The sequence below is a fragment of the Clostridium sp. UBA871 genome (assembly GCF_002295255.1).
GTDB classification, from domain to species: domain Bacteria; phylum Bacillota; class Clostridia; order Clostridiales; family Clostridiaceae; genus Clostridium_J; species Clostridium_J sulfidigenes.
The window spans coordinates 203927-229479 of sequence record NZ_DBFV01000003.1; the positions used below are offsets into that span (position 1 = coordinate 203927).

18 protein-coding genes and 1 other annotated feature are annotated in these 25553 nt (G+C 30.9%); of the genes, 15 read left to right on the forward strand and 3 right to left on the reverse strand.

The window, feature by feature from the left end:
- Positions 1 to 55: 55 nt before the first annotated feature.
- From B3086_RS02625 to rlmD, 8 genes are all read left to right on the forward strand, one after another.
- Positions 56 to 3619 carry a DNA polymerase III subunit alpha gene (locus tag B3086_RS02625; protein ID WP_346876640.1) on the forward strand — a complete coding sequence of 1188 codons (3564 nt, stop codon included), beginning with the start codon at positions 56 to 58 and terminating at the stop codon, positions 3617 to 3619.
- A 761-nt stretch (positions 3620 to 4380) separates the two neighbouring features.
- Complete coding sequence (locus B3086_RS02630; RefSeq protein WP_346876639.1) at positions 4381 to 6288, forward strand: acyl-CoA dehydrogenase family protein; 1908 nt, start codon at positions 4381 to 4383, stop codon at positions 6286 to 6288.
- Positions 6289 to 6338: 50 nt separating this feature from the next.
- Complete coding sequence (locus B3086_RS02635; RefSeq protein ID WP_346876638.1) at positions 6339 to 7538, forward strand: FprA family A-type flavoprotein; 1200 nt, start codon at positions 6339 to 6341, stop codon at positions 7536 to 7538.
- Between the two features lie 363 nt (positions 7539 to 7901).
- Positions 7902 to 8239: a binding site (T-box leader), on the forward strand.
- A 159-nt stretch (positions 8240 to 8398) separates the two neighbouring features.
- Positions 8399 to 9919, forward strand: a complete 1521-nt coding sequence (gene lysS / locus B3086_RS02640; RefSeq protein ID WP_346876637.1) for a lysine--tRNA ligase — start codon at positions 8399 to 8401, stop codon at positions 9917 to 9919.
- 377 nt (positions 9920 to 10296) lie between these two features.
- Positions 10297 to 11256, forward strand: coding sequence for a 6-phosphofructokinase (pfkA, locus tag B3086_RS02645; protein WP_346876636.1), 960 nt, complete (start codon positions 10297 to 10299; stop codon positions 11254 to 11256).
- Between the two features lie 108 nt (positions 11257 to 11364).
- Positions 11365 to 13122, forward strand: coding sequence for a pyruvate kinase (pyk, locus tag B3086_RS02650; RefSeq protein WP_346876635.1), 1758 nt, complete (start codon positions 11365 to 11367; stop codon positions 13120 to 13122).
- Positions 13123 to 13443: 321 nt separating this feature from the next.
- A complete protein-coding gene (locus B3086_RS02655) occupies positions 13444 to 13803 on the forward strand; it encodes a DUF1540 domain-containing protein (RefSeq protein ID WP_346892746.1) in 360 nt (119 codons plus the stop codon).
- Positions 13804 to 13952: 149 nt separating this feature from the next.
- A complete protein-coding gene (gene rlmD / locus B3086_RS02660; protein WP_346876634.1) occupies positions 13953 to 15491 on the forward strand; it encodes a 23S rRNA (uracil(1939)-C(5))-methyltransferase RlmD in 1539 nt (512 codons plus the stop codon).
- Between the two features lie 370 nt (positions 15492 to 15861).
- On the opposite strand, the gene B3086_RS02665 is transcribed toward rlmD, so the two are convergent.
- Complete coding sequence (locus tag B3086_RS02665) at positions 15862 to 16188, reverse strand: hypothetical protein (RefSeq protein WP_346876633.1); 327 nt, start codon at positions 16186 to 16188, stop codon at positions 15862 to 15864.
- A 141-nt stretch (positions 16189 to 16329) separates the two neighbouring features.
- Complete coding sequence (locus tag B3086_RS02670; protein WP_346876632.1) at positions 16330 to 16656, reverse strand: hypothetical protein; 327 nt, start codon at positions 16654 to 16656, stop codon at positions 16330 to 16332.
- 654 nt (positions 16657 to 17310) lie between these two features.
- Here B3086_RS02670 and B3086_RS02675 point away from each other — a divergent pair.
- From B3086_RS02675 to B3086_RS02705, 7 genes are all read left to right on the forward strand, one after another.
- Positions 17311 to 19743, forward strand: a complete 2433-nt coding sequence (locus B3086_RS02675) for an ABC transporter permease subunit (protein ID WP_346876630.1) — start codon at positions 17311 to 17313, stop codon at positions 19741 to 19743.
- A gap of 28 nt (positions 19744 to 19771) precedes the next feature.
- The gene (locus B3086_RS02680; protein ID WP_346847657.1) at positions 19772 to 20752 is read left to right on the forward strand and encodes an oligopeptide/dipeptide ABC transporter ATP-binding protein; all 981 of its coding nucleotides are present in this window, start codon (positions 19772 to 19774) and stop codon (positions 20750 to 20752) included.
- A complete protein-coding gene (locus B3086_RS02685) occupies positions 20742 to 21686 on the forward strand; it encodes an ABC transporter permease subunit (protein ID WP_346847656.1) in 945 nt (314 codons plus the stop codon). Before B3086_RS02680 ends, B3086_RS02685 begins: the two co-directional genes overlap by 11 nt.
- 11 nt (positions 21687 to 21697) lie before the next feature.
- Positions 21698 to 22660 carry an ABC transporter ATP-binding protein gene (locus B3086_RS02690; RefSeq protein ID WP_346847655.1) on the forward strand — a complete coding sequence of 321 codons (963 nt, stop codon included), beginning with the start codon at positions 21698 to 21700 and terminating at the stop codon, positions 22658 to 22660.
- A gap of 220 nt (positions 22661 to 22880) precedes the next feature.
- Positions 22881 to 23561: a YeeE/YedE thiosulfate transporter family protein gene (locus B3086_RS02695; protein WP_346847813.1), complete on the forward strand. Its 681-nt coding sequence runs from the start codon at positions 22881 to 22883 to the stop codon at positions 23559 to 23561.
- 19 nt (positions 23562 to 23580) lie between these two features.
- Positions 23581 to 23814: a sulfurtransferase TusA family protein gene (locus B3086_RS02700; RefSeq protein WP_035132122.1), complete on the forward strand. Its 234-nt coding sequence runs from the start codon at positions 23581 to 23583 to the stop codon at positions 23812 to 23814.
- 12 nt (positions 23815 to 23826) lie between these two features.
- On the forward strand, positions 23827 to 24354 hold the full coding sequence (locus tag B3086_RS02705; protein ID WP_150841602.1) for a YeeE/YedE thiosulfate transporter family protein: 528 nt from the start codon (positions 23827 to 23829) through the stop codon (positions 24352 to 24354).
- Positions 24355 to 24385: 31 nt separating this feature from the next.
- Here B3086_RS02705 and B3086_RS02710 read toward each other — a convergent pair whose 3' ends face one another.
- On the reverse strand, positions 24386 to 25276 hold the full coding sequence (locus B3086_RS02710; RefSeq protein ID WP_035132118.1) for a LysR family transcriptional regulator: 891 nt from the start codon (positions 25274 to 25276) through the stop codon (positions 24386 to 24388).
- Positions 25277 to 25553: the final 277 nt, after the last annotated feature.

Sequence of the window (25553 nt, forward strand, 5' to 3'; positions counted from 1 at the left end):
AATAAGTATTTTAAAAGAAATTAGTATTGTTACAAAGGATGCAGGGGGTGAAAATATGAAGGATTTTGTACATCTGCATGTGCATACAGAGTATAGTCTCTTAGATGGTTCAGGGAAAATATCTAAACTTATTAAAAGAACTAAGGAATTAGGTATGAAAGCTATTGCTATTACTGATCATGGAACTATGTACGGTGCAGTAGATTTTTATAAAGAAGCTATAGAAAATGGGATAAAACCTATAATTGGATGTGAAATATATGTGGCAGGAAAATCAATGTACATTAAAGAACCTCAAAAGGACAATGATACCTATCACTTAGTTTTGTTAGTTAAAAATAAGGTAGGTTATGAAAACCTAATGAAAATAGTATCTACTGCTTCTATAGAGGGGTTTTATTATAAACCAAGAGTAGACTATGAATTTTTAAAGGAAAATTGTGAAGGATTAATTGCTACTAGTGCTTGCTTAGGTGGTGAGGTTCAAAAAAATTTACTTAGAGATAATAAAGAAAAGGCCAAGGAAGTTGCTTTAAAATATAAGGAAATATTTAAAGATGATTTTTATTTAGAATTACAATACCATGGAATTTCCCAGCAGTTGCAAGTGAATGAAATGTTATTAGAGTTGTCTAAGGAATGTGATATTCCATTAGTATGTACTAATGATACTCACTATATAAATGAAGAAGATAGTAAATCACACGATGTATTACTTTGTATTCAAACAGGTAAGACCGTAGAAGATAAAACTAGGATGAGATATCCTTCAAATCAATTTTATCTTAAGTCACCTGAAGAAATGTATGAGACTTTTTCTTATATACCAGAGGCTATGGAAAACACGCTAAAGATAGCAGAAAGGTGTGATTTCGATTATAAATTTCATGAATCTAAGTTACCTAAATTCCCTTTGCCTGAGGGGGTAGATCCCTTTGAATATCTTAGAGGAAATTGCTATAAGGGACTTATTGAAAGATATGAAGTATTCTCAGCTTTAAATGGAGTATTGGATGAAGAAAAAGTAAATAAAATAAGAGAAGAAAATGAAGAAGGAAAACTTCTGTGCGATAGATTAGATTATGAGTTAGGAATAATCAAGAAAATGGGATATGTTGATTATTTTCTAATTGTTTGGGATTTTATAAAATATGCTAATGAAAATGGAATTCCGACAGGACCGGGAAGAGGTTCAGCAGCAGGAGCTATAGTTGCTTATACCTTGGGAATAACCAAAATAGATCCAATAAAGTATGCTTTGCTTTTTGAGAGATTTCTTAATCCAGAAAGAGTAAGTATGCCTGATATTGACTCAGACTTTTGCTATGAAGGGCGTCAAAGGGTAATTGATTACGTAGTTGATAAGTATGGAGAAAATAATGTATCACAGATAATTACCTTTGGAACAATGGCACCAAGGGCATGTATCAGGGATGTAGGAAGAGCAATGAATTATTCCTATGCTGAGGTAGATAAAATTGCAAAGATGATCCCTTCAGTATTAAATATAACTATAGATAAATCATTGGAGATGAATAGTGAGCTACAAGAACTTTATGATGTAGATGAGAGAGTACGTGAACTTATAGATGTAGCTAGAGATTTAGAAGGGTTACCAAGACACTCATCTACCCATGCTGCTGGAGTAGTTATAGCATCCCATCCTTTAGTAGAATATGTTCCATTACAAAAGAATGAAGGTATGATAGTAACTCAGTTTACCATGGGTACATTAGAGGAATTAGGACTTTTAAAGATGGATTTCCTAGGATTAAGAACCCTTACAGTAATGGATGAAGCTATTAAGAATATATGGGAAAATCAAGGTGTAAAAATAGATATAGATCATATAGACTTTGGAGATTCAAAGGTTTATCAGATGATTGGAGAAGGAAAAACAGTAGGTGTATTCCAGTTAGAATCTGCAGGAATGACTTCCTTCATGAGAGATCTAAAACCAGACTGCTTTGAGGATATCATAGCAGGAATAAGTCTTTATAGACCAGGTCCAATGGCAGAAATTCCAAAATACATTGAAGGAAAAAGAAATCCAGACAAAGTAGAGTATGTAACTCCACAATTAGAAGTAATACTGGATGTGACATATGGGGTAATGGTGTATCAGGAACAAGTAATGCAAATAGTTAGAGATCTTGGAGGATATTCCCTGGGGAGAAGTGACCTTGTGAGACGTGCCATGTCGAAGAAGAAACATAAGGTCATGGAAGAAGAGAGAAAAAACTTTGTTCATGGAATAGTAGATGAAGAAGGGAAGATTGTAGTACCTGGATGTATTCGAAATGGAATTACAGAAGAAGCAGCTAATAAGATATTTGATCAGATGATGGATTTTGCATCCTATGCTTTTAATAAAAGTCACGCTGCAGCTTATGCAGTAGTTGGATATCAAACAGCATATTTAATGTATTATTACCCAGCAGAATTTATAGCTGCCATGCTTAATAGTATAATGGGAAACAATGAAAAGGTAGCATACTACATTAGGTTTGCAGGAGAAATAGGAATAAAAGTACTTCCACCAGATATAAATGAAAGCTTTAGTAAATTTACAGTACAAGGTAATACTATAAGATTTGGTCTTTCAGCTATAAAAAATGTTGGAGTAAATGTTATAGAATCAATAGTGGAAAGACGTGAGGAAAAAGGAAAATTTAAGAGCTTTAGCGATTTTTGTAACAAGATTGATTCTGGAGCAGTAAATAAGAGAGCTGTAGAGAGCCTTATAAAAGTTGGAGCCTTTGATAGTTTAGGAGTATACAGATCTAAATTAATAGCTGTATTTGAGAAAATTTTAGATGGAATAAACAATGAAAGAAAGAGAAATGTCCCAGGACAAATCAGTCTATTTCAAGGAGCTGATGATGAAGATAGTGCCTTTAAGATAGTTTATCCAGAAATTCAGGAATTTAATAAAAAGTATTTATTAGCTATGGAAAAAGAAATGACAGGAATATATTTATCAGGCCATCCACTAGATGATTATGAGAAGACTTTAAAACATGTAACCACTCACAAGATATCAGACTTAGTTTTAGCAGATACCCTAGAAGATGGAAGTATAGGTGTAGAAGGACTTATTAGCGAGAGAGTTTCAAAGGTAAAGGATAAACAAAAAGTAATTTTAGGTGGACTTTTAACATCCATTTCTAAAAAAATTACAAGAAATAATCAGGCTATGGCCTTTGCGACCTTAGAGGATTTATTTGGAACCATAGAACTAGTCATATTTCCAAAGACATTTTCAGCTTGCAGAGAATTTATTGAGGAAGATGAAATAGTCACTGTGGAAGGACGTATAGCACTGGAAGAGGAAGAACAACCTAAAATATTATGTGAGAAAATATCGCCATTAGTTAAAGTGAGTACGGATAAGATATATATAAGGGTTGAAGATGATAGCAAGCTAAATAGTGCAATGAAGCTTATAAGAGACAATTTTATGGGTGAATTTGGTTCAGCACCAACTTACTTATTTGCTGCTAATACGAAGAAAAGATATCTTATAAATAAAAATAGTTGGCTTAATAATGATTATGAAACTACATCTAAACTGAGAGAAATTTTTGGAGATGATAATGTTAAAGTTTTAGAAGAGTAAAGTCCACTATCATAATAAAATAAATTAATTCAAGCACCAAGAAATTATCTTGGTGCTTTTTATATTGTGCTCGCATTGGTGTAATTTAATAGGCGAAAATCCTAAGCATGGATTGATAGTGACAAGTGCATAGTTTAAGACAAAGGTGTCCATGGTGACGTGGAACCTGAAGAAAGTCGGCGGAGAAACTCTGGTCTGACGAACAGAAACTACATATAAGGCATATGTCTCTGGGTAAGGTTGCTATACAAACTAAAGCCAGAAACTATTCGAAACAGACAGTGTAAATGTAGCAGATATATGGAGTGAAAGATTACGGTCTTACCTGGGGAGAGCTGACAGATACGTTATGGATATGTATTTAGAAGTAACAATCTATACAGTGATGTATGGCTGAACTGTCAGAAGCCAGCAGAGGTCATAGTATCAAAATAGTCATAAATATTTTGAAAAAGACCGAAGAATAGGATATTTTAGATATATTTTTATGTAGTAGAAAATAGTATTAATTAAGGTAATTATAATAAATTTGCATAAAAATTTGACAATAGAAATTATAAGTTTTATAATAATAATTATTAACAAATAAATTGAATTACATAATTAATTTAATTATTAGAAAGTCATATAAACAATTTTAGTTTCAACTTGTATTGTAAGTATATTGTACTTTCTAAATTAAAGATTATAAATTTTTATAAGTTCTATTAATAAAATTTGTAAAAATTAAAATAAAACACTAAATTAAAGGAGGTAAATTTATGTTTTTTAAGACTACAGAAAAACACGAAACTTTTCGTGTAAAAATCAGAGAATTTGCAGAGACAGAGGTAAAGCCACAAGCATTTATGTTGGATCAAGAAAGTAAGTTTCCAACTGAGGCTATAGAAAAGTTAGGTAAAATGGGGGTATTGGGTACTCCGTATCTTAAAAAATATGGTGGATTAGGTCTAGATATACTTAGTTATGCCATTGCTGTTGAAGAACTTTCTAGAGTAGATGGTGGTACAGGTGTAATTTTATCAGCTCATGTTTCTTTAGGAACATATCCAATTTTTGCATATGGAACTGAAGAACAAAAGCAAAAATACATGATTCCGCTAGCAAAAGGGGAAAAGATTGGTGCTTTTGGTTTAACTGAGACAAACGCTGGTAGTGATGCTGGTGGAACTGAAACTACTGCTGAACTAGAAGGAGATTATTATATTTTAAATGGTGGAAAGATTTTTATAACTAATGCAGATAAGGCAGATACTTATGTTGTATTTGCTGTAACTACTCCAGGTATAGGAGTTAAAGGTATAAGTGCCTTTATAGTTGAAAAAGGATGGGAAGGATTTACATTTGGTGATCATTACGACAAGATGGGAATTCGCTCTTCTGCAACTGCTGAATTAGTATTTAATAATGTTAAAGTACCTAAAGAAAACTTATTAGGTGAAGAAGGACAAGGCTTTAAAATAGCTATGGGAACATTAGATGGCGGTCGTATAGGGATTGCAGCTCAAGCTTTAGGTATAGCTCAAGGAGCTTATGAAAATGCTTTAGAATATTCAAAAGAAAGAATACAATTTGGAAAGCCTATATGTCAACAACAGGTAATTTCATTTAAATTAGCTGATATGGCAACTAAGCTAAGGGCGGCTAGGTTTCTAGTATATAGTGCTGCTGAACTTAAGGAAAATCATGAGCCTTATTCTATGGAAGCTGCTATGGCTAAACAATATGCGTCTGATATATGCTTAGAAGTTGTAAATGATGCATTACAAATCTTTGGAGGAACTGGTTACCTTAAAGGAATGGATGTAGAAAGAGCATATCGTGATGCGAAAATTTGTACTATTTATGAAGGAACAAATGAAATTCAAAGAATGGTAATTGCATCTCATATAATTGGAAAGATGCCTAAAAATGAGAATAGAGCTAAAAAAGGTTCAGCTGGTGGAGTCACTGGTGCTCGTAAGAAAATGATTATGAAAGATGGAACAGCAGAGGAAAGAGTTGCTAAGCTTGTAGAAGCATTGAAAGCAGATGGCTATGATTTTACTGTTGGTATTGATATAAATACTCCAATATCTAAGGCAGAGCGTGTTGTCAGTGTAGGTAAGGGAATTGGAGAAGAAAAAAATATGGAGCTTGCTAAAGCTTTAGCTATTCAAGTTGGTGCAGCAATTGGATCATCTCGTCCTGTAGCTGAAACCTTAAAATACTTACCGCTAAATCGTTATGTTGGAATGTCAGGTCAAAAATTTAATGGAAATCTCTACATAGCATGTGGTATATCAGGTGCTGGTCAACATTTAAAGGGTATAAAGGATGCTACTACCATAGTTGCTATTAATAATAATCCTAATGCTCCAATATTTAAGAATGCAGACTATGGTATTGTTGGAGACTTACTAGAAATAATGCCATTATTAACAGATGCTTTGGATAACGGAGAACCAAAAAAGGAAGCACCTCCTATGAAGAAAATGAAAAAGTATGTTCCTAAAAAGGTTGTTCCTAATTGGAAGAGATATGTTTGTAATGGATGTGGCTATGAATATGATCCAGCCATAGGCGATATAGAAAATGAGATATCACCAGAAACTCTATTTGAAGCTCTTCCAGAAGAATGGATTTGCCCAGATTGCGGTGAAGAAAAAGATAGTTTTATAGAGGTCTAATTCTATAGCAGAAATTTTAAGTTTTTTACAATAAAAAGGAGGAGTAATTTATGTTTTGTGTTAGAAAGGTAACTGAAGACCTTTATTGGGTAGGTGGAAATGATAGGCGTCTAGCTCTTTTTGAAAACGTTCATCCAATTCCAAGAGGAGTTTCATATAATTCATATCTACTATTAGATGAAAAAACTGTGCTATTTGATACTGTAGATTGGTCAATTTGTAGACAGTTTTTAGAAAATATACAAGCTGTTTTAAATGGTAGGCCATTAGATTATTTAGTAATAAATCATATGGAACCGGATCATGGAGCTGCTATTGAAGAAATAATATTGCGTTATCCTGATGTTAAGATTATAAGTACAGAGAAATCTTTTCTCCTAATGAGACAATTTGGATTCGAAATTGATGGTAGAATGGAGGAAGTTGTAGAGGGAGACGTAAAATCTTTTGGAAAGCATGAGATAACTTTTGTAGCTGCACCAATGGTACATTGGCCAGAAGCTATGGTTACATTTGATACTACAAATGGTGTTCTTTTTTCAGCTGATGCTTTTGGATCTTTTGGAGCATTAGATGGTAAGCTATTTAATGATGAGGTTGACTTTGACCGTGATTGGATTGATGACGCTAGAAGATATTATACAAATATTGTTGGAAAGTATGGACCACATGTTCAAGCATTGTTAAAAAAGGCAAGTGGACTAGATATTAAAATGATTTGCCCACTACATGGTCCAGTTTGGCGTACAGATCTTGGATATCTTATTGATAAGTATGATAAATGGAGTAGATATGAACCAGAAGAAAAAGCAGTAATGATAGTTTATGCTTCAATGTATGGTAATACCGAAGCTGCAGCTACTGCCTTAGCTACTAAATTTGTAGAAAAGGGAATGAAAAATGTAGTTATGTATGACGTTTCAAGCACTCATGTATCTGAACTGATTTCAGAAACCTTTAGAGTTAGCCACGTAGTTTTAGCTTCTGTAACCTATAACCTTGGTATTTACCCACCTATGCATAGTTATCTTATGGATATGAAGGCTCTTAACCTTCAAAAGAGAACTTTTGCAATAATTGAAAATGGCTCATGGGCATGTAAGTCTGGAACTTTGATGAGTGAGTTCCTAGATAAAATGAGAGAAATGACAGTTCTAGAAGATAAAGTTACACTTGTATCTTCTATGAATGAAGGAAATTTGACAGATATGGATACAATTGTTGAAGGTGTTATAAAATCAATGAAATAGTTATAATAAACATGTTGTTTAAGGGATATTTACCTAAAACAAATTATGATGTTACTTTAATTGTAATTATCACCTTCACCATGAAACCCTCGATAGAAATATCGAGGGTTTTCTTCTGCAGATAATTTAGAATTATTTATTTAGATGAATGGATAAGACGAAGGCTACCCCTATGCTATTGGTAACAATGGAAGAAAATTAAGACTAAATATGATAATCTTAAGATCTTAGGAAATGAATAATTTCCAACAATCCTATTTTAGCAAGAATGCTAAATAATAAATATCTATCTCATACTCGATTGATAATATAAATTTTTTAAAAATTCTTGACATTGTATTTTGAGTATATTAAAATATACTCAATAAAACTATGAAGAGAAGAGTAATCAAACTCAATTTTTTTACAGAGAGCTTTAGATGGTGAGAGAAAGCAAAAAACAGTTTGGTGAAAAAAGCCTCGGAGTTTTACACAGGATCTTTACTTCACTAGAGTTTATCTTTAAGTGAGGTTGCTTCTTAAAAAAGAAAGAAGTTTCCTTTAGGAAGAGAGATGGTGTAACGGGTGCTCCCGTTATAGAGCTAGGGTATAAGCTTAATATATTTTATTGTAAAGCCGTACTTGAAAAGGTTAATATGGTGACATATTAATAAACTGGGGTGGTACCACGAAGTTGAACTTACCAAACTCTCGTCCCCAAGACTATTGTCTTGGAGGTGAGAGTTTTTATTTTGCAAAAATATAATAATGGACGAAAGTAACGTAACTGAGTCTACTAGAAAACTATAATGAGGTGTTATTTAGATTCATATAAGTTATGAGAAATTAAAAAGCAAAATTGAAAGGTGGTACTATTATATATGTACAATGATTATGTAGAATTAAATAACTTACAAGAAATAATGCAAGATGCCAATGAATTTAACGTAGAGAGAATAAAAAAATTAAATGAACTTTTAAGCAGAGGAATCAATCCTTATCCCTATACTTTTGAGCCAAACACTACTTCGAACTATATAACAAAAAACTTTGATAAAATAGATAGTGAAGAGAGATTTATTTTATCAGGAAGAATAATGCTTTTAAGAAGAATGGGTAAAGTAACATTTTTAAATTTAAGGGATCAGAATGGAAATATTCAAGTGTATATAAGTAAAAATGATCTTGGTGAAGATGCCTATGGAGTTATTAAACTTCTTGATGTAGGAGACATAATTGGTGTAGAAGGATTCGCATTTAAAACAAAAACGGAGGAAATAACTATTAAAGCCCTGAATGTTACCGTACTTTCAAAATCTATAAGACCGCTTCCAGAAAAATATCACGGAATTCAAGATATGGATTTAAGACAAAGACATAGATCTCTAGATATGATAATGAATGAAGATGTAAGAGATAGATTTGTAAATAGAGCTAAGGCTATGTATGCCATAAGAGAGTTTATGAATTCTAAAGGGTTTATGGAAATGGAAACCCCTATTTTAGATACAAAATATGGCGGAGGAGAAGCTAAACCATTTATAACTAATGTAAATGCATTAGACTGTGAAGTATTTATGAATGTATCTCCAGAGTTATACTTAAAAAGATTGATGGTTGGAGGCATTGATAGAGTTTTTAGTATGGGACGTTCCTTTAGAAATGAAGGAATAGATAGAACTCACTATCCAGAATTTACATTGTTTGAATGTTACATGGCTTATGCTGACTATAATGATATGATGAGAATTATGGAAGATTTATATGAGAACGTATTTACTAAAATTAAAGGAACAACTAAGGCTGTGTATGACGGTGTTGAAATTGACTTTAAAGCCCCTTGGAAGAGAGAAACTATGTGCAATCTAGTTCTTAAAGATACAGGAATAGATGTGGAAAGGTTAACTAAGGAAGAAATAGTACATCTAATTATAGAAAAAGAATTATTAGAAGAGGAGCAAAGGGACGGATTTAATATTGAAGAAGCAAATAAAGGAGACTTAATACTTACATTATTTGAGGCTTATTGCGAGGATAAATTAATAGAGCCAACCTTTGTAATAGATTTTCCATTAGATTCGTCTCCACTATGTAAAGTTCATAGAGAAAATCCAGAGTTAATAGAAAGATTTGAACCTTATGCCTTTGGAGTAGAACTTGGAAATGCATATTCAGAACTTAATAATCCATTAAGACAAAGAATTTTACTTCATGAGCAAGCAGCAAAATTAAGAGCAGGACTTGAAACTGCTAGCCCAATGGATGAAGAATTTGCAGTAGCTATAGATGTAGCTATGCCACCAGCTGGAGGTCTTGGAATAGGAATAGATAGAATGATGATGTTTTTAACAAACTCATCATCTATAAGAGATGTAATTGCTTTTCCATTAGTAAAAAGATAATTAAAAGATAATATGAGAAGAGTTAGCTCAAATTTTACTTAGATTTAACTTTAATTTGCATGAAGATATAAAAAATTTATTGATATTAGATTGTAAATTGAATTGTTGGTAAAGATAAGTTTAATTGCAGAAGTAGCTCTTCTTAATTTTGTATATAAATTTTATTAAAATTTATTAATTATAAAGGATAAAATGGGAAGAATAAATTATAAGAGACTTTATTAAAAGTTGACAACATTTACAATAGCAAATTTATAGATATTTACTCAAATGCATCCAATAATAGGTTGCAAGGAGTAACTCTAAACATTAAACTTAAGTTAAGTAAGTAGAGATTTAAATAAATAATAACCACAATAAAGCTAGGGGGTAATATAGTGAAAAAAATTGCAGTATTGACTAGCGGTGGAGATTCACCAGCAATGAATGCAGCAATAAGAGCTGTAGTTAGGATTGGAATTGAAAATGAAGTCCAGGTATTTGGAGTACATAGAGGATTTAATGGGCTTATTAATGGGGAAATATTTGAGATGGATAGACACTCTGTTTCTGATATAATTCAAAGAGGTGGTACTATCCTAAGGACTGCTAGAAGTGAAGAGTTTAGAACACCTGAAGGGAGACAGAAGGCACTTAATGTTATTAAAGTCCTTAAAATAGATGGAATTATAGTCATTGGTGGAGATGGATCCTTTAGAGGAGCTAAGGAATTAAGTGATTTAGGTATACCAACAGTTGGAATACCAGGTACTATAGATAATGATTTACCTTATACAGATTATACCGTTGGTTTTGATACAGCTTTAAATACAGCTATTGATGCCATAAATAAAATTAGAGATACATCTAGCTCCCATGAAAGAGTGAGTGTAATTGAAGTTATGGGAAGAAACTGTGGGGATTTAGCTTTATTTTCAGGTATTGCTGGTGGGGCTGAACAGGTAATAGTTCCAGAAAAAAAATTCACTATTGAAGATATATGTGAGAATATTTTCAAAGGAAAACGTAATGGTAAGCTTCATAATATTATAATCTTAGCTGAAGGTGTAGGTGGAGCACAGAAATTAGCTAAAAGCATAGAGAAAATAACGGGTATAGAGACTAGGGCAACTGTGCTTGGATATATACAAAGAGGCGGAAGTCCAAGTGCTTTTGATAGAATTTTAGCTTCAAGAATGGGTAGTAAAGCGGTAAAAGTGTTGTTAGAAGGAAAGACAGCAAGACTTATTGGTATAAAGGCAAATAAAATTATAGATATAGATATAAAAGAAGCTTTAGATTTAAAATCATGTTTTAATGAAGAGTTATATAAATTAAGTGTAGATTTGTCGAATTAATGGGTTATAGATATTGTAGAGTTACAAATTTTTTAATATAATTTTATACATTGATAAAGTTATCTAGGCAAAAAAATTTAAGTCTATGTAATATAAAGGAGGATAACTATGAAGAAAACTAAAATTGTTTGTACAATGGGACCTACTACTGATGAAAAGGAAATTATAAAAAAGTTAATTGAAAATGGTATGAATGCTGCCAGATTAAATTTTTCTCATGGAAGTCATGAAGAACATAAGAGAAGAATAGATATGGTTAAGGAAGCAAGAGCTGAATTAGAAAAGCATATTGCTATATTACTTGACACAAAGGGGCCAGAGATTAGAACTGGAAACTTTGAAAATGGAACTGTAGAACTTAAAGAAGGAACAACTTTTATAGTTCATTGTGGAGAGGATATTATAGGAGATGAAACTAAATGTTCTATTACTTATAAAAACCTATATAAAGATGTAAAACCAGGAAACATACTTTTAATAAATGATGGATTAGTGGCATTAAAAGTATTATCTATAGAAGGTAAAGAAATAAAAACTCATGTTGAAAATACAGGAGTTATAGGAAATCACAAGGGAATGAATGTGCCAGGAGTTAAATTAAATCTTCCAGCATTAACAGAGAAAGATATAGCAGATTTAATGTTTGGTATAGAAAGTGAAGTAGATATAGTAGCTGCATCTTTTATAAGAAAAGGTACAGATGTTCTAGATATAAGACATCTTCTTGATAAGAATGGTGGAGATTATATTCAAGTATTTTCAAAGATTGAAAATAGAGAAGGCGTAGATAATATTGATGAAATTATAAGATATTCTGATGGAATTATGGTAGCAAGAGGGGATTTAGGAGTGGAAATTCCTACTGAAGAGGTACCAGTAGTTCAGAAGATGATTATACAAAAATGTAATGAAGCTGGAAAGCCCGTAATTACTGCAACTCAAATGTTAGATTCTATGATTAGAAATCCAAGACCTACTAGAGCAGAAGCTTCAGATGTAGCTAATGCGATCTTTGATGGAACTGATGCTATAATGCTAAGTGGAGAGACTGCTAGTGGTAAATATCCAGTAGAAGTTGTAAAAACTATGTCTCAAATAGCTATGAAGGCAGAGGAATATATAAACTACGAGGAAAGTCTCAAGAAAAGAAGAAAGTTACATGTTGCTAATGTGCCTAATGCTATAAGTGTAGCTACATGTACAACAGCAATGGAGTTAAATGCATCAGCAATAATTACAGCGACTCAAAGTGGTCAAACAGCAAGACAAATATCTAAATATAGACCGGAATGTGAAGTAATAGCTTGTACTCCTTATGAAAGGGTTGCAAGAAGTTTAGCACTAAATTGGGGTGTGTTCCCTGTAATAACTCCAAAATTAAAAGATACAGATGAATTAATAGATAAGACTTCAGAAATTGCATTAGCAGCTAATTATGTAAAGAAGGGTGATCTTGTAGTAATTGTTGCAGGAATACCGATGAACTACATAGGTAGTACAAATATGATGAAGGTTCATATTATAGGAGATGTACTTTTACAAGGTAAAGGAAGTAATTCTGGTACAGCCTTTGGAACAGTAATGCATGTAAATAATTCTAAGAAGTTTTTTAATTCTTTAGATGAAAAGCAAATTATTATAGTAGATAAATTAAGTAGAGATTTTTCAGATGTGCTTAATGAAGTTGGTGGAATAATAGTAGAAAGCGATGAGATGAGTTCTAGTGTATTACTAGAATGTGCATCAAGAAACATTCCTATTATATATAACGCACAAAACGCATCTTCAATTATAAAATCTGGATGTTTTATAACTATGGACTCAAAAGTAGGAATGGTATATAGCGGCAAAGCTAATATTAAGTAGTTTCATCCAAGGAATTATTTTAAAATTAAGATAATTATGGTATTTATGTAAATTTTATAAAAAATATTGAAATTATCTGAAATTTAATGTATAATTAATAATCCAATGGATAAGACTTAAAATATAACATTTTTGGCAACTGATTCATTATTGACACCCGTTAAGGGTGTCTTTAATTTTTTCGAGAGTTTTAATTTAGATATATTAGCATTAAGAAGTAGCTATAATTTTAGACCTACCCCGTGCATAAAAAAAATATTTTTCCACATAATAGTATTATCTAATGACTTAAGAAAATAATTAAGAATAGGAGTGCTATGAATGAGTGGAAATTTAGCATGTAATGCAACTAATTGTACACACAACAACTCTGGAATGTGCACCGCTAATACTATCCATGTACAAGGAGCAAATGCTCACTCTAGTGAGTATACTCAGTGTGGAAGCTTCACAGAAATGGGAATAAAAAATTCTCTTTCAAATGTATATAATATGAATATTGGAGGAAAAGTAAAACAAAGCTTTAATAACTTCGTTGGAGGTATAGGACCAAGAATAATATGTGATGCAATAAACTGTAGGTATAATATCAATAAGGATTGCGTTGCAAACTTTGTACACATTAATGGGGTAGGTGCAATAAGTAGTAATAGAACAGACTGTGAAACTTTTAAGATTTAATTCACTATAGTAAGGGTAACTTTAGTTAATTTTATTAATAATCTAAAGTTGCCCTTACTTTAATTTTATATTATGACTACTTATTATGGTTAATTGACTAGTTTTCTGATAAAATTAAAATTAATTAGAAGCTAATAAAGGGTGGTTTTATGAAAATACGTAAAGAGATAAGTAAGGTTAAAGTTATAGAAGAAGCTGAAAAAGAAGAGAGAGAAAGAGTGAAAGCTTCATTAGAAAAAGAAAGATTTCTAAAAGAGGATAGGGAAAGTGAAGAAAGAGAAGCAGAGATAGAAAATCTTATTTTAGAATTAAATAATAATCATGCAGATATAGAAATTGCGAAGAATAAGGATTATATAATTAAGATAGAAGGATATGGACATGAAGGAGAAGGGGTAGGTAAAATAAATAACTTTACTGTGTTTGTTAAAGGAGCCATAAAGGGTGAAACAGTAAAGATAAAGCTTATAAAAGTAAGTAAAACCTATGGAATAGGTAAACTATTAGATGTAATTCTCTCATCTAAATATAGGACAGAACCCATATGCCCAATTTATAAGAGATGTGGAGGCTGTAATCTTCAACATATATCCTATGAAGAACAACTTAACTTTAAAACTCAAAGAGTAAAGGATGTTATGGAAAGAGTAGGAAAGATAGAAGGATTAAAGGTACATAATACTATGGGTATGGATTTCCCATATAACTATAGAAATAAGGTTCAGTTACCAGTTGGAAATAATGATGGAAATATAGTAGTAGGATTTTATGCACCAAGGTCTCATGAAATAATCAATATGGATCACTGTTATATACAAAGTAAAATAGGTGATAAAGTTGTTAAGATCCTTAAGGAATGGATGAAAGAGAATAAAGTAACTCCTTATGATGAAAAAAATCATAGTGGTGTAGTTAGACATATAATGATTAGAGAGGGGTTTAAGACTAAGGAGGTAATGGTTGTAATAGTTACTAATGGAGAAAAGTTACCTAATATAAAACCACTTATAAAATCTCTTAGAGAAGAAATTTTAAATCTTAAATCTATAATTCAAAATGTAAATAAGGATAAAACAAATGTGATTTTAGGTAACAAATCTATTACTCTATGGGGAACAGATACAATATCAGATTATATAGGTGAATTTAGATTTAATATATCACCATTATCTTTCTTTCAAGTAAATCCTGTACAAACAGAAATTCTATATAAAAAAGCATTAGAATATGCAAGTCTTACAGGAAACGAGATTGTATTTGATGCATATTGTGGTACAGGGACTATATCACTGTTCTTATCTAAAAAAGCTAAAATGGTATATGGAATTGAAATAATACCAGAAGCTATAGAAAATGCTAATGAAAACAAAATAATTAATAATGTAAAAAATGTGGAATTTATAGTAGGAAAATCAGAAGAAGAAATTCCAAAACTAATTGAAGGTGGAATACACCCAGATGTAATTATGCTAGACCCTCCAAGAAAGGGCTGTGAGGAATCACTTCTACATGCCATAGCAGAAGTAAGACCTAAAAGGATTGTTTATGTATCATGTGATCCTGCAACATTAGCAAGAGATTTGAAAGTTTTTGAAGGATTAGGCTATAAGGCTGTAGAGCTGCAACCAGTAGACATGTTCCCTCAAGGACATCATGTAGAATGTGTAGTCAATCTAATTAAGCAATAGGGCAATTTATAAGAGTTAAACAAGATGGAATAGTTTAAACTTCAGACATTCTTCCGATATGTTTTTTATATGTCGGAAGTTTTTGTTTTTAGAACAGATTCTAAGATATCAACAGTATCATCTTTAATCCTTTTAGTTATAGAATATCATTGACTACTTTTACTTCTTTCAAAATAACAAAATATCTGAAACCCTTGAGACCACAACAACTATTTAACTAGTTATATAGTTTCCTATTAACATATATAAATAGTTTAATATATAACTATTTATTATATGAAAATATAAATTAAGATCAAGAATAAGGTCATATGAGAGCACTGCTGTAAGGCGCTATTCTCATATGACAATGAAATAGTAAATGTATATTTTATTTTGCTGGTTTTATAAGTACTTCTCCAGCACCAAATATAACAATTCTATATTTGGGAGTAAGAGGAATTAAATCATGTATTGGAGATTTAGGCTCTAAACGTAGAAATTGCAGTGAAGTAAGATTTTCATCCATAACTATTAAGTAAGAATTATCCTTTGATGAAATGTTTTGGATAGTATAAAGATTATCTTTTGTAGGAGCAAAGTCTGATAATGTGTAAATACCTTCTTTATAAGTAGTGTTGTCAGATGCAAGAGCTACAATAGAAGTACTAAGTATTAATGCAATCAAAATTACTAATGTGGTAGTAAATTTTTTCATATAATAGCCACCTTTCGATAATAGTTTATGTAGTCAAAAAATAATGTAAAATAAAAATTTTATAGTATTTGTAAAGGGAATACATATCAATAATATATATTTTATTTATTACTAATTTAAGATTAAATAGAAAAATATATATTAATCAACACCTTTAATGAATATTTCACCATCTCCAACTATAAAAATTTTATATTCTGATTTAAGAGGAATTAGATTATATCTTGACGATTTTGGAGTTAGGTATATAACTTGTAATAAGGTATCATTTTCACCCATAACTGCGAAGTAACAATTACCTTTTGATGAAATATTCTGAACGAAGTAAGAATTGTTTTTTGCAGGAACGAAGTCTGATAATTTATATGAGCCTTCTTTGAATAGATTTTGGGCAAATGCAGGAGTAGAAGCAGATGCACCAAACATTAGAGTTATCAAGATTAATAGCATAACAGTAAATTTTTTCATATAATGACCACCTTTCAACAATAGTTTATGTAGTTGAAAAGATAATATACAGATTTACGATTTAGGAAGTACGTTAGATAAAATTATCTTTGAAAATTGAATAGTACGGTGTTTAAAAAGTATGTTATGATTATTTATATTTGTGTATAATTTATATTGAGTACCTACACTGATAATTATTAATTAGGTATAAGAATTACAAGTCTTTATATCCAGTATTTTATCAGTGGAGTTTCTTTTTTAAAAAGTTCATTTAGCTTTATAACAGGAATGTTATTTAAATAGCATTACAGGTGTATAGTTGTGTATATAATAATTTTAAAATGATAGAGAATAAAAATAAATTTTAATATTGAATTTGAATGTGATTAGAAATTAGAAGTTATATATTAGAATATCACAATAATGCTAAAGAAAGTTATACAATAATCCATGTATAAACCAGTTAAGATTAAAAATAATAATCTTTGCTGGTTTTTTATGTTGAAAAAATATTGGGGTTTTACGATTAATGTTGAAATATGGCATTTGAAATTCATTGATGAAACCTTTACGATTAGATAAAATAATAGACAAGTATATAACTATTAATTTACATATAGAATAAAAATATACTTATGAGTAAAATATTATTTGAAGGGAAGTACCTATAAAATGAAAAAGATAAATTTTCCACTACTTCTTGGAAGTATAATTGTAATATTTCTAGCAATTGTGGCCTTTTACCCAGAATTTTTCACATCAAAGGATCCTCTTTTTGAAGAAGCACCTAAGTATATAGAGTACAAAGAGGAAGGTGAGTGGGTGAAAAAGTTTGCTTACAACCCAATGCCGCCTAATAAGGATAATATTTTTGGAACAGATGATGCTGGAAGGGATGTATATTCAAGGCTTGTATATGGAACAAGAAATACATTAAAGTTAGCACTACTTATAGGTATATTTAGAATGATTTTAGCTCTTCCCCTTGGATTAGCTGCAGGAATGGGTATAAAGTTTATTTCAAATATAATAAAAATATTTAATACATTTTTTACTGCTATACCTATGCTTTTATTTAGCTTTGTAATTTTGAACATTGGATATTTCAGAAATCTACAAATGGATAAATCAATTTTTGCTTTTGCAATAGTACTTACCATTGTGGGATGGGCAAAGTTGGCTGGAATAATTGAAGATTCAACTAGGATGGTTATGGAAGAAGATTTTATTGAAGGTGAGATAGCTATAGGGAAGACAAAACTGCAAATAGCACGTCAAAATGTTTTACCTCACATATTACCAACTAGTATAAGCTTATTTTTTAAAGAAATGGGTATGGCGTTGTTTTTAATTGCTCAGTTAGCAGTTCTTGAAATTTTTGTTGGAGTAACAAGATCTATCAATGAACTAGCTTTTAAGGCAAATTATGCAATGAATTTAGAACCTGAATGGGGAGGTAGCCTTTCTAGAATTGCAGAAAATGTTGAAAAATACCAAGCAACATATTGGATGACCCTTTATCCTATATTGGTTTTTAGTATTGCAATCATTGGGATAAACCTTACAGGAGAAGGATTAAAAATAGAATTTCAAAAGAGAGATTCTAGAGTGATTAGTTCTATTAGAAAAATTGGTTATCTAATATCACCAAAAATGTTTATATCTCAAATTAAGGACATTAAGAAATACTACAAACCTGTAATTATCAAGAGTTTAATTATAATAGGAATTATTACATGGGCGATAATCCCTTGGCATCCAAGCCTTTATGAATTTGACATAGATCAAGCAAAATTACATCTTGAAGAACTTACAAAGGACAAATATGGAGGTAGGGTAGCTGGAACTGAAGGTGGATATTTAGCTGGAGAATATATAATTGATACTTTAAAATCCTATGGATATCAGGTGAATACCCTAGATATATCATTAATAGAAACTACAGATAAAATAAAAAATGAAAGTTTTGCACAAAAGCCTAAAACTTTGACTCCTGTGGTAATTGAATCAGGGTGTATAAAGCTTAAAGATGACAAAGGTGAGGATAAGACTTACTATCTTAATCAAGACTTTACAATTATATCTGTAAGTAAAAATATATTTAATGATACTCCAGAAGAAGAATTGCATTATAAAGGAGTTGCTGCAGAACCTGAAAATATAATTAATATACCAGAGGGTACAGAGTTTTTTTCAATTGAGAGAAATTTCAATGGTCTAGGAAATGAATCTCAGAATACTACTAATAATCCTAATAATAAAGCAGTTAGTGATATACAGTTTATATTATCAGAAGGCTACAATACAAACACCAACGTATACCTTTCTGAATCTACTATTATTGTTCCCTTTGATAATTTAAGGTTGGAGTTAGAAGCTGGTTACAGAGAAGTTGAAATAGACCTTGATTATCCAGAGATGCCTAAATATAATGGACGAAATATTACTGCGTTTTTACCTGGAAAAGACAAAACATATGAAGATCCAGGCGAATTAATATTAATAGGAGCAAGCTATGATGGTGTTCATATAAATGAAACTCAAAGTACACATGCAATGACAGCAACTCCTACTGCAATATCGCTGGAGGTAGCAAGGATGTTGTCTATTGCAAAGGAACCATTGGAAAAATCAATTCAATTTATATTCTGGGACAATGAATATGATTTTATGAAGTACTCAAATGTTGATGGTTCCTATGATTACAATATAACAAGAAATATACCTGTAAATATGGCAATATCACATAAGTACTATTATTTTGATATAAGCTATCCAGGTTATAGTAAGGATGAAAATTTAAATATTATTACTGCTAAAGCTCAGATAAGAGAGAAAAGTAATTATCTTATGGGGCTGGGAATGGAAAAGCGACTTAAACAAATGGATGTGAAATACCAAAGATTTCATAATGATTATACAACTACAAAAGCTATGAATAACTTGAGCTTAAATGCACTTTCAAGTGTGGCAATAGGGAATTCTTCCACAGAGGGAGTTAATAGTAGTATTGACATCTTAGAAAATGTAAATTATAAAAAAATGAAAGATATTGGACAAATTATATTAGATACCATGACAATGAATTCTTATATGATGGATTAGTAAGAAACCTTTGAAAAGGAGAAAAACCATGATAGAAGTAATAAATCTAACTAAACAATTTTTAATAAAAGACAAAATTTTTGGTGTGAATAAAGGGGTTGTACATGCAGTAAATGGTGTTAACTTTAAAATAGAAAAGGGAGAGACTTTGGGTCTTGTTGGAGAGTCAGGAAGTGGTAAATCAACCATAGGGAGATTGATGTTAAGACTCTTAGAACCAAGTGACGGAAAGATATTCTTAGAAGGAAGAGATATTAGTACCATTAGCAACAAAGAATTCCGAAAGCTAAGAAAGAATTTACAAATAGTTTTTCAAAATCCCTATTCTGCATTAGATTATAAAATGACTATTGAAGATATTTTGATTCAACCACTTCAAATACACAATATAGTTAAGCCATTAGAATACAAAAAAGAGGTGTTAAGATTACTTGAAATGGTAGGATTATCAGCACAGGATGCTAATAAGTTACCTCATGAATTTAGTGGAGGTCAGAGACAAAGAATTGCAATAGCCAAAGCTTTGGCAACAAGACCTAAGTTTGTAGTATGTGATGAATCTGTATCAGCTTTAGATGTATCTGTTCAATCACAGATACTCAATCTTATTATGGATCTTCAAGAAGAGTTTGGTTTATCATATTTATTTATATCCCATGATCTAAGTGTAATAAGGCACGTTAGTAACAAAGTAGCAGTGATGTATCTTGGAAAAATAGTAGAAAAAGGTAGTGTAGATGATATATTTGACTCTCCAAAGCACCCATATACTGAAGCATTAATGTCTGCTTCACCAGTACCAGAGCCTAGCAGAAGCATTGATAGAATAAAGCTTCAAGGTGAAATACCTAGTGCAATGAATATACCATCAGGATGTGCATTCCACAATAGATGTCCTAAAAGAGTGGCTAAATGTGAAACTGTTGAGCCAGAACTTATAGAACTTGATAATGGAAGGTTAGTTTCTTGCCATTTATATGAAGATGGGAGGAGTAAAAATGAAAGCTGAAATATTAAAGGTGGTAACTAAAAAAGTTCTTATGAATATATTAATACTCCTTGTAATTGTATTTCTTGTTATAGCTGTAACAGGAATACCATTAGATTTTGATATAGTTTCATACAATGGAAAACACACACCTAATATGAATATGGATGGAGTTATCGAAAACATAAGAAATAACTTTAAAATATTTTTGCGAGGTGAAGAATTTAATATTAAGGTTCAGGGAGAAACTATAGGACAACTATTACTTAAAACAGCAACTAAAAGCTTATTTATATTATTTTTTGGAACGCTTTTAGCAGTTGTTATTGGAATTCCTAAAGGAATTATAGATAGTAGAAAGAGGGAGAGGAGTGGAACAATAAAATTACTGCAATCTCTAATACCTCTTTCAATCCCAGATATATTAACAATAGTACTTGTACAGATGGGTGCTATATACTTATATAACAACGGAATTTCATTATTGGGTTTAGGGCCACTGCCAGCATTGGGAGATGAAGGATTTGTAAATGCAATTTACCCTATAATATCAATATCAATACTTCCAGCAGCATATATTGCAAGGATAACAGCTACTACAATAGAAGAAAATTTTGAAAAGCCATATATACTGGCAGCTAGGGGAAAGGGATGTTCTAGGGTTCAAATTATAAAAAACCACATGATGAAAAGCATAATCTATGGAGTGTTATCTGGATTTCCAACAGTTATGGGTATAATGTTTTCAAGTCTTATTATAGTAGAAAGATTATTTTACTTTAGAGGAATGGGATTTTATATGATACTTTTTTATACAACAGATTTGATTCCACCATATGAAGGTGGAATAGCCTTTACTACATTTATTTTATTTCTGGCGATTTTTTACTATTTTATTTTTCTGATTTTTAATGTGTTAAAAGATATTATAGTACCTAAGACAAAATTTCATTAAGGAGGGATAAGATGACATTACTTCAGGTTAAGAATTTAAAAACATATTTTTATTTGAATGGAAAGGAATATCCTGCAGTAGATGATATAAACTTTACCCTAGATGAAGGTAAAACAATGGCGATTATCGGAGAGTCTGGAAGTGGTAAAAGTGTGACTGCTTTATCTATCATGGGGTTAATTGATGCTCCAGGAAAAATAATTCATGGAGAAATACATTATAAAGGAGAAAATTTGCTTAAAAAGAGTGAAAAGGCAATGAGACAAATAAGGGGAAATGAAATATCTATGATATATCAGGATCCAATGACAACATTAAATCCTATGAATAAGGTAGGAGAACAGATTGCAGAAGCTCTCATAATTCATAAAAAAATTAGTAAGAAGGAAGCTCAAAAGGTTGTTATAGAGTTAATGAAAGCCGTTGGTATTACGGATGGAGAAGAAAGATATCATCAGCTCCCTAATCAGTTTAGTGGGGGAATGAGACAAAGACTTATGATAGCGATGGCAATAGCTTGTAATCCTAAAATATTAATAGCAGATGAACCTACAACGGCTTTGGATGTTACAATTCAAGCAGAAATTTTAGATCTATTACGTAAACTTAATAGTGAATACAATATGTCCATAATATTAAATACCCATGATTTGGGAGTAGTAGCAGAGATGGCAGATGAAGTAGTGGTAATGTATTGTGGAAAAGTTATGGAAATAGCACCAAATAAAGAACTATTTGAAGAGCCTATAAATCCATATACTAAAAAGCTTATGGAATGTATTCCAAGAATAGATGATAAAAAAAGGAGATTAGATACAATTGAAGGATATGTTCCACATCTATCACAATTATCAAAGGGATGTAGATTTTCAGATCGTTGTCATGAAGCCTGTGATAAATGCAGAAGTGAATTGCCAGATTTAAAAGAGGTTTTTAAAGGACATTGGTCTAGATGCTGGCTTCATGAAGATTAGTTTAGGGTGTTTTTAAATAAATCATCTGAAAAAATAACATTTTATATAAAAGAAAATTCATGTAAATATAAATATGATTTGCTACCATAATTTTAGTATTGGTAGCAAATTGTTTTTTTATTAAAATATTGACCAATATATATTATTGGTTTATGATATGGGCATAATATATAATTTTGAGGCACGAAATATTAATTTTATTTAAAGGGATGATAATATGTTGTCAAAAGAAATGGATGAATTGATTAAGCAACGACAAGGTCAAGTAAAAAAGGAAAATTCTCAGATTCCTTACGGTGTTGCATTGCTTTTAATTACATTAATAATGTGTGCTATACTTTGGAAAAGCAAGTTTAATTATGCTGTATGTTTAGGTGTAGGTATTATAATTGGTATTATTTTAAGATATTCGAGATTTTGTTTTACAGCAGCATTTAGAGATCCTTTTATTAGTGGAAATACAAGAGGGTTAAGAGGGATGATACTAGCTATGATTGTAAGTACTGTAGGTTTTGCTGTAATTCAATCTGGATATATTCATAATAAAGGTATTGATTACAATTTGATTCCAGGAGCAGTTAGTTCAGTAGGTATTCATGTAATGATTGGTGCTTTCATATTTGGTATTGGAATGGTTTTAGCTGGAGGCTGTGCTTCAGGTGTATTGATGAGAATAGGAGAAGGACATGCTTTACACTGGGTTGTCCTTATAGGATTCATAATTGGAACCTTACTAGGAGCTAAGGATTATTCTTTTTGGTATGAGCATTTTATTAAGGATGCTAAGACCATTTACTTTTTAGAGCATTTTGATTTGAAAATTGTTGTTTTAGTGCAGATAGTTGTATTAATAATTTTATATAAATTAGCATTAAGGTATGAAAATAGACATTTGAAATAATTGTAATGGAGGAGCTTATATGACAGTAAGAAAGGTAGATTGTTTAAGCGAATTATGTCCTATTCCTTTGCTAAGGGCAATGCAGGAGCTTAAAACAATGGAGCCAGGAGATATTTTAATTCTTAATTGCGATCATAGTTGTGTAGCAATTGATATAGAGAAGTGGGCACTAGAAAAGGAATATCCCATACAGCTTGTGGAATTAGGTAGAGGAGAGTGGGAAGTATATATTCAAAAGCCAAAAGGAAAATAGGGGAGAGATAAAATGAAGTCTATAATAAAATATCTTAAGAAACCTTGGCCTTATTGGGTAGGTGGAATTTTATTAGGAGTAATGAATGTAATTTTACTAGGTCTAATTGGTATAAGCTGGCAAATAACTAGTGGTTTTTTATTATGGGGTATTGGCATACTACAATGGTTTGGGTTAGACCCCTTTAAATGGGAGTATTTTAGTCATTTTCAATCTTACTACGGTCCTATAATTTCCAATGGAAACATATTTATTAATCAATATACAATTTTAAATATAGGTGTTATTTTAGGATCTTTAGTTGCAACGTTATTAGCTTCCCAATTTAAATGGAAGAAAATAAAGAGTAAAAAGCAGTTTATAATTGCTCTTTTAGGAGGAATTATGATGGGATATGGAACTAGGCTTGCCGTTGGTTGTAACATTGGTGCTTTTTTCAGCGGTATACCGTCTTTTTCCTTACACGCTTGGGTTTTTGGTATTTTTGTAATGTTGGGTACATGGGTAGGAGTTAAGATTTTAGTTAAATTCTTTATATAAAAATGGAAAAGAGGACATGTGTCCTCTTTCTTTAACAAAAACCTCTTTTATTAGAAATTATAAAATCTACAAACATTTGCTCGTGCTTTGTAAGTGTATATTTTTTTCTTGAAGCTATATAATAACTGAAAGAAATTTTAAAATCCTCTACTTCAACGATTTGAATAGACTGTTTTTTTAGTTCTTGAGCAACTGTTAATTTTGGTAAAAAAGAAAAACCTTTTCCCGAAAGAATAGAAGACTTAATAGATTCGGGAGAATTTAAATCATAAATCACATTTAACTCTTCTACAGTTACATTTTTTTCTTTTAATGATTTTTCAATTACATATCTAGTTCCAGAATTTTGTTCTCGTAAAATTAGTGGAATATGTTTTAATTCTTCCATAGAAATTCTTTTAGGTGAATTATCACTATTTCCTACTAGCAAAAGCTCATCCGAAATAATAGGTTGAGTAGAAATATCATTTAACATTGGATCATGCTGAATGATTCCAATATTAATATCGTGTTCTTGTAGTTTTTGAATAACTTCCCTTGAATTTATTACCTCCATACGAATGTCAACTTCTTCATGGAGATGTTTAAAGGTAAAAATACTACAAGGAAGAGCATATTCACCCACACTTTTGCAAGCACCAATCATTAACTTTGGTTGCTCTTGATGCAAGTTAATCAAATCTCTTTTAATATTTCCTTGAATAGAAAGTAAAGTATCTGCATAGTTAAATACTACTTTTCCTTCTTCTGTTAATTCTACACCTTTATTACTTCGATTTAAAAGATTTACACCTAATTCATTTTCTAAGCTCTTAAGCTGACCACTGAGACCAGGTTGGGTAAGGTGAAGAATTTGTGCTGCTTTTGAGATACTATTATATTTCACTGTTATATAAAATGATTCAAGATATTCAAGATTCATATAGTCACATCCTAAAAATAATTATACATATATTCTATTTTACTAGTATATTACACAGAAATAAATATATTTATTTTTATTAGGCATATTTTAAAATTGGTTAAAGGGAAGTGTTATGGTATATAACATTTAGTTTCTATGGAAAAAGAATAATATGTAATAGAATTTTATTATAAAGATAACAAGTCATGATGTAAACGAAAACACAACCACTTTGCACCAGATATTGTTAAAAAAATCACACTGAATTTTAAATTAAAAGTATAAGGAGGAAAAA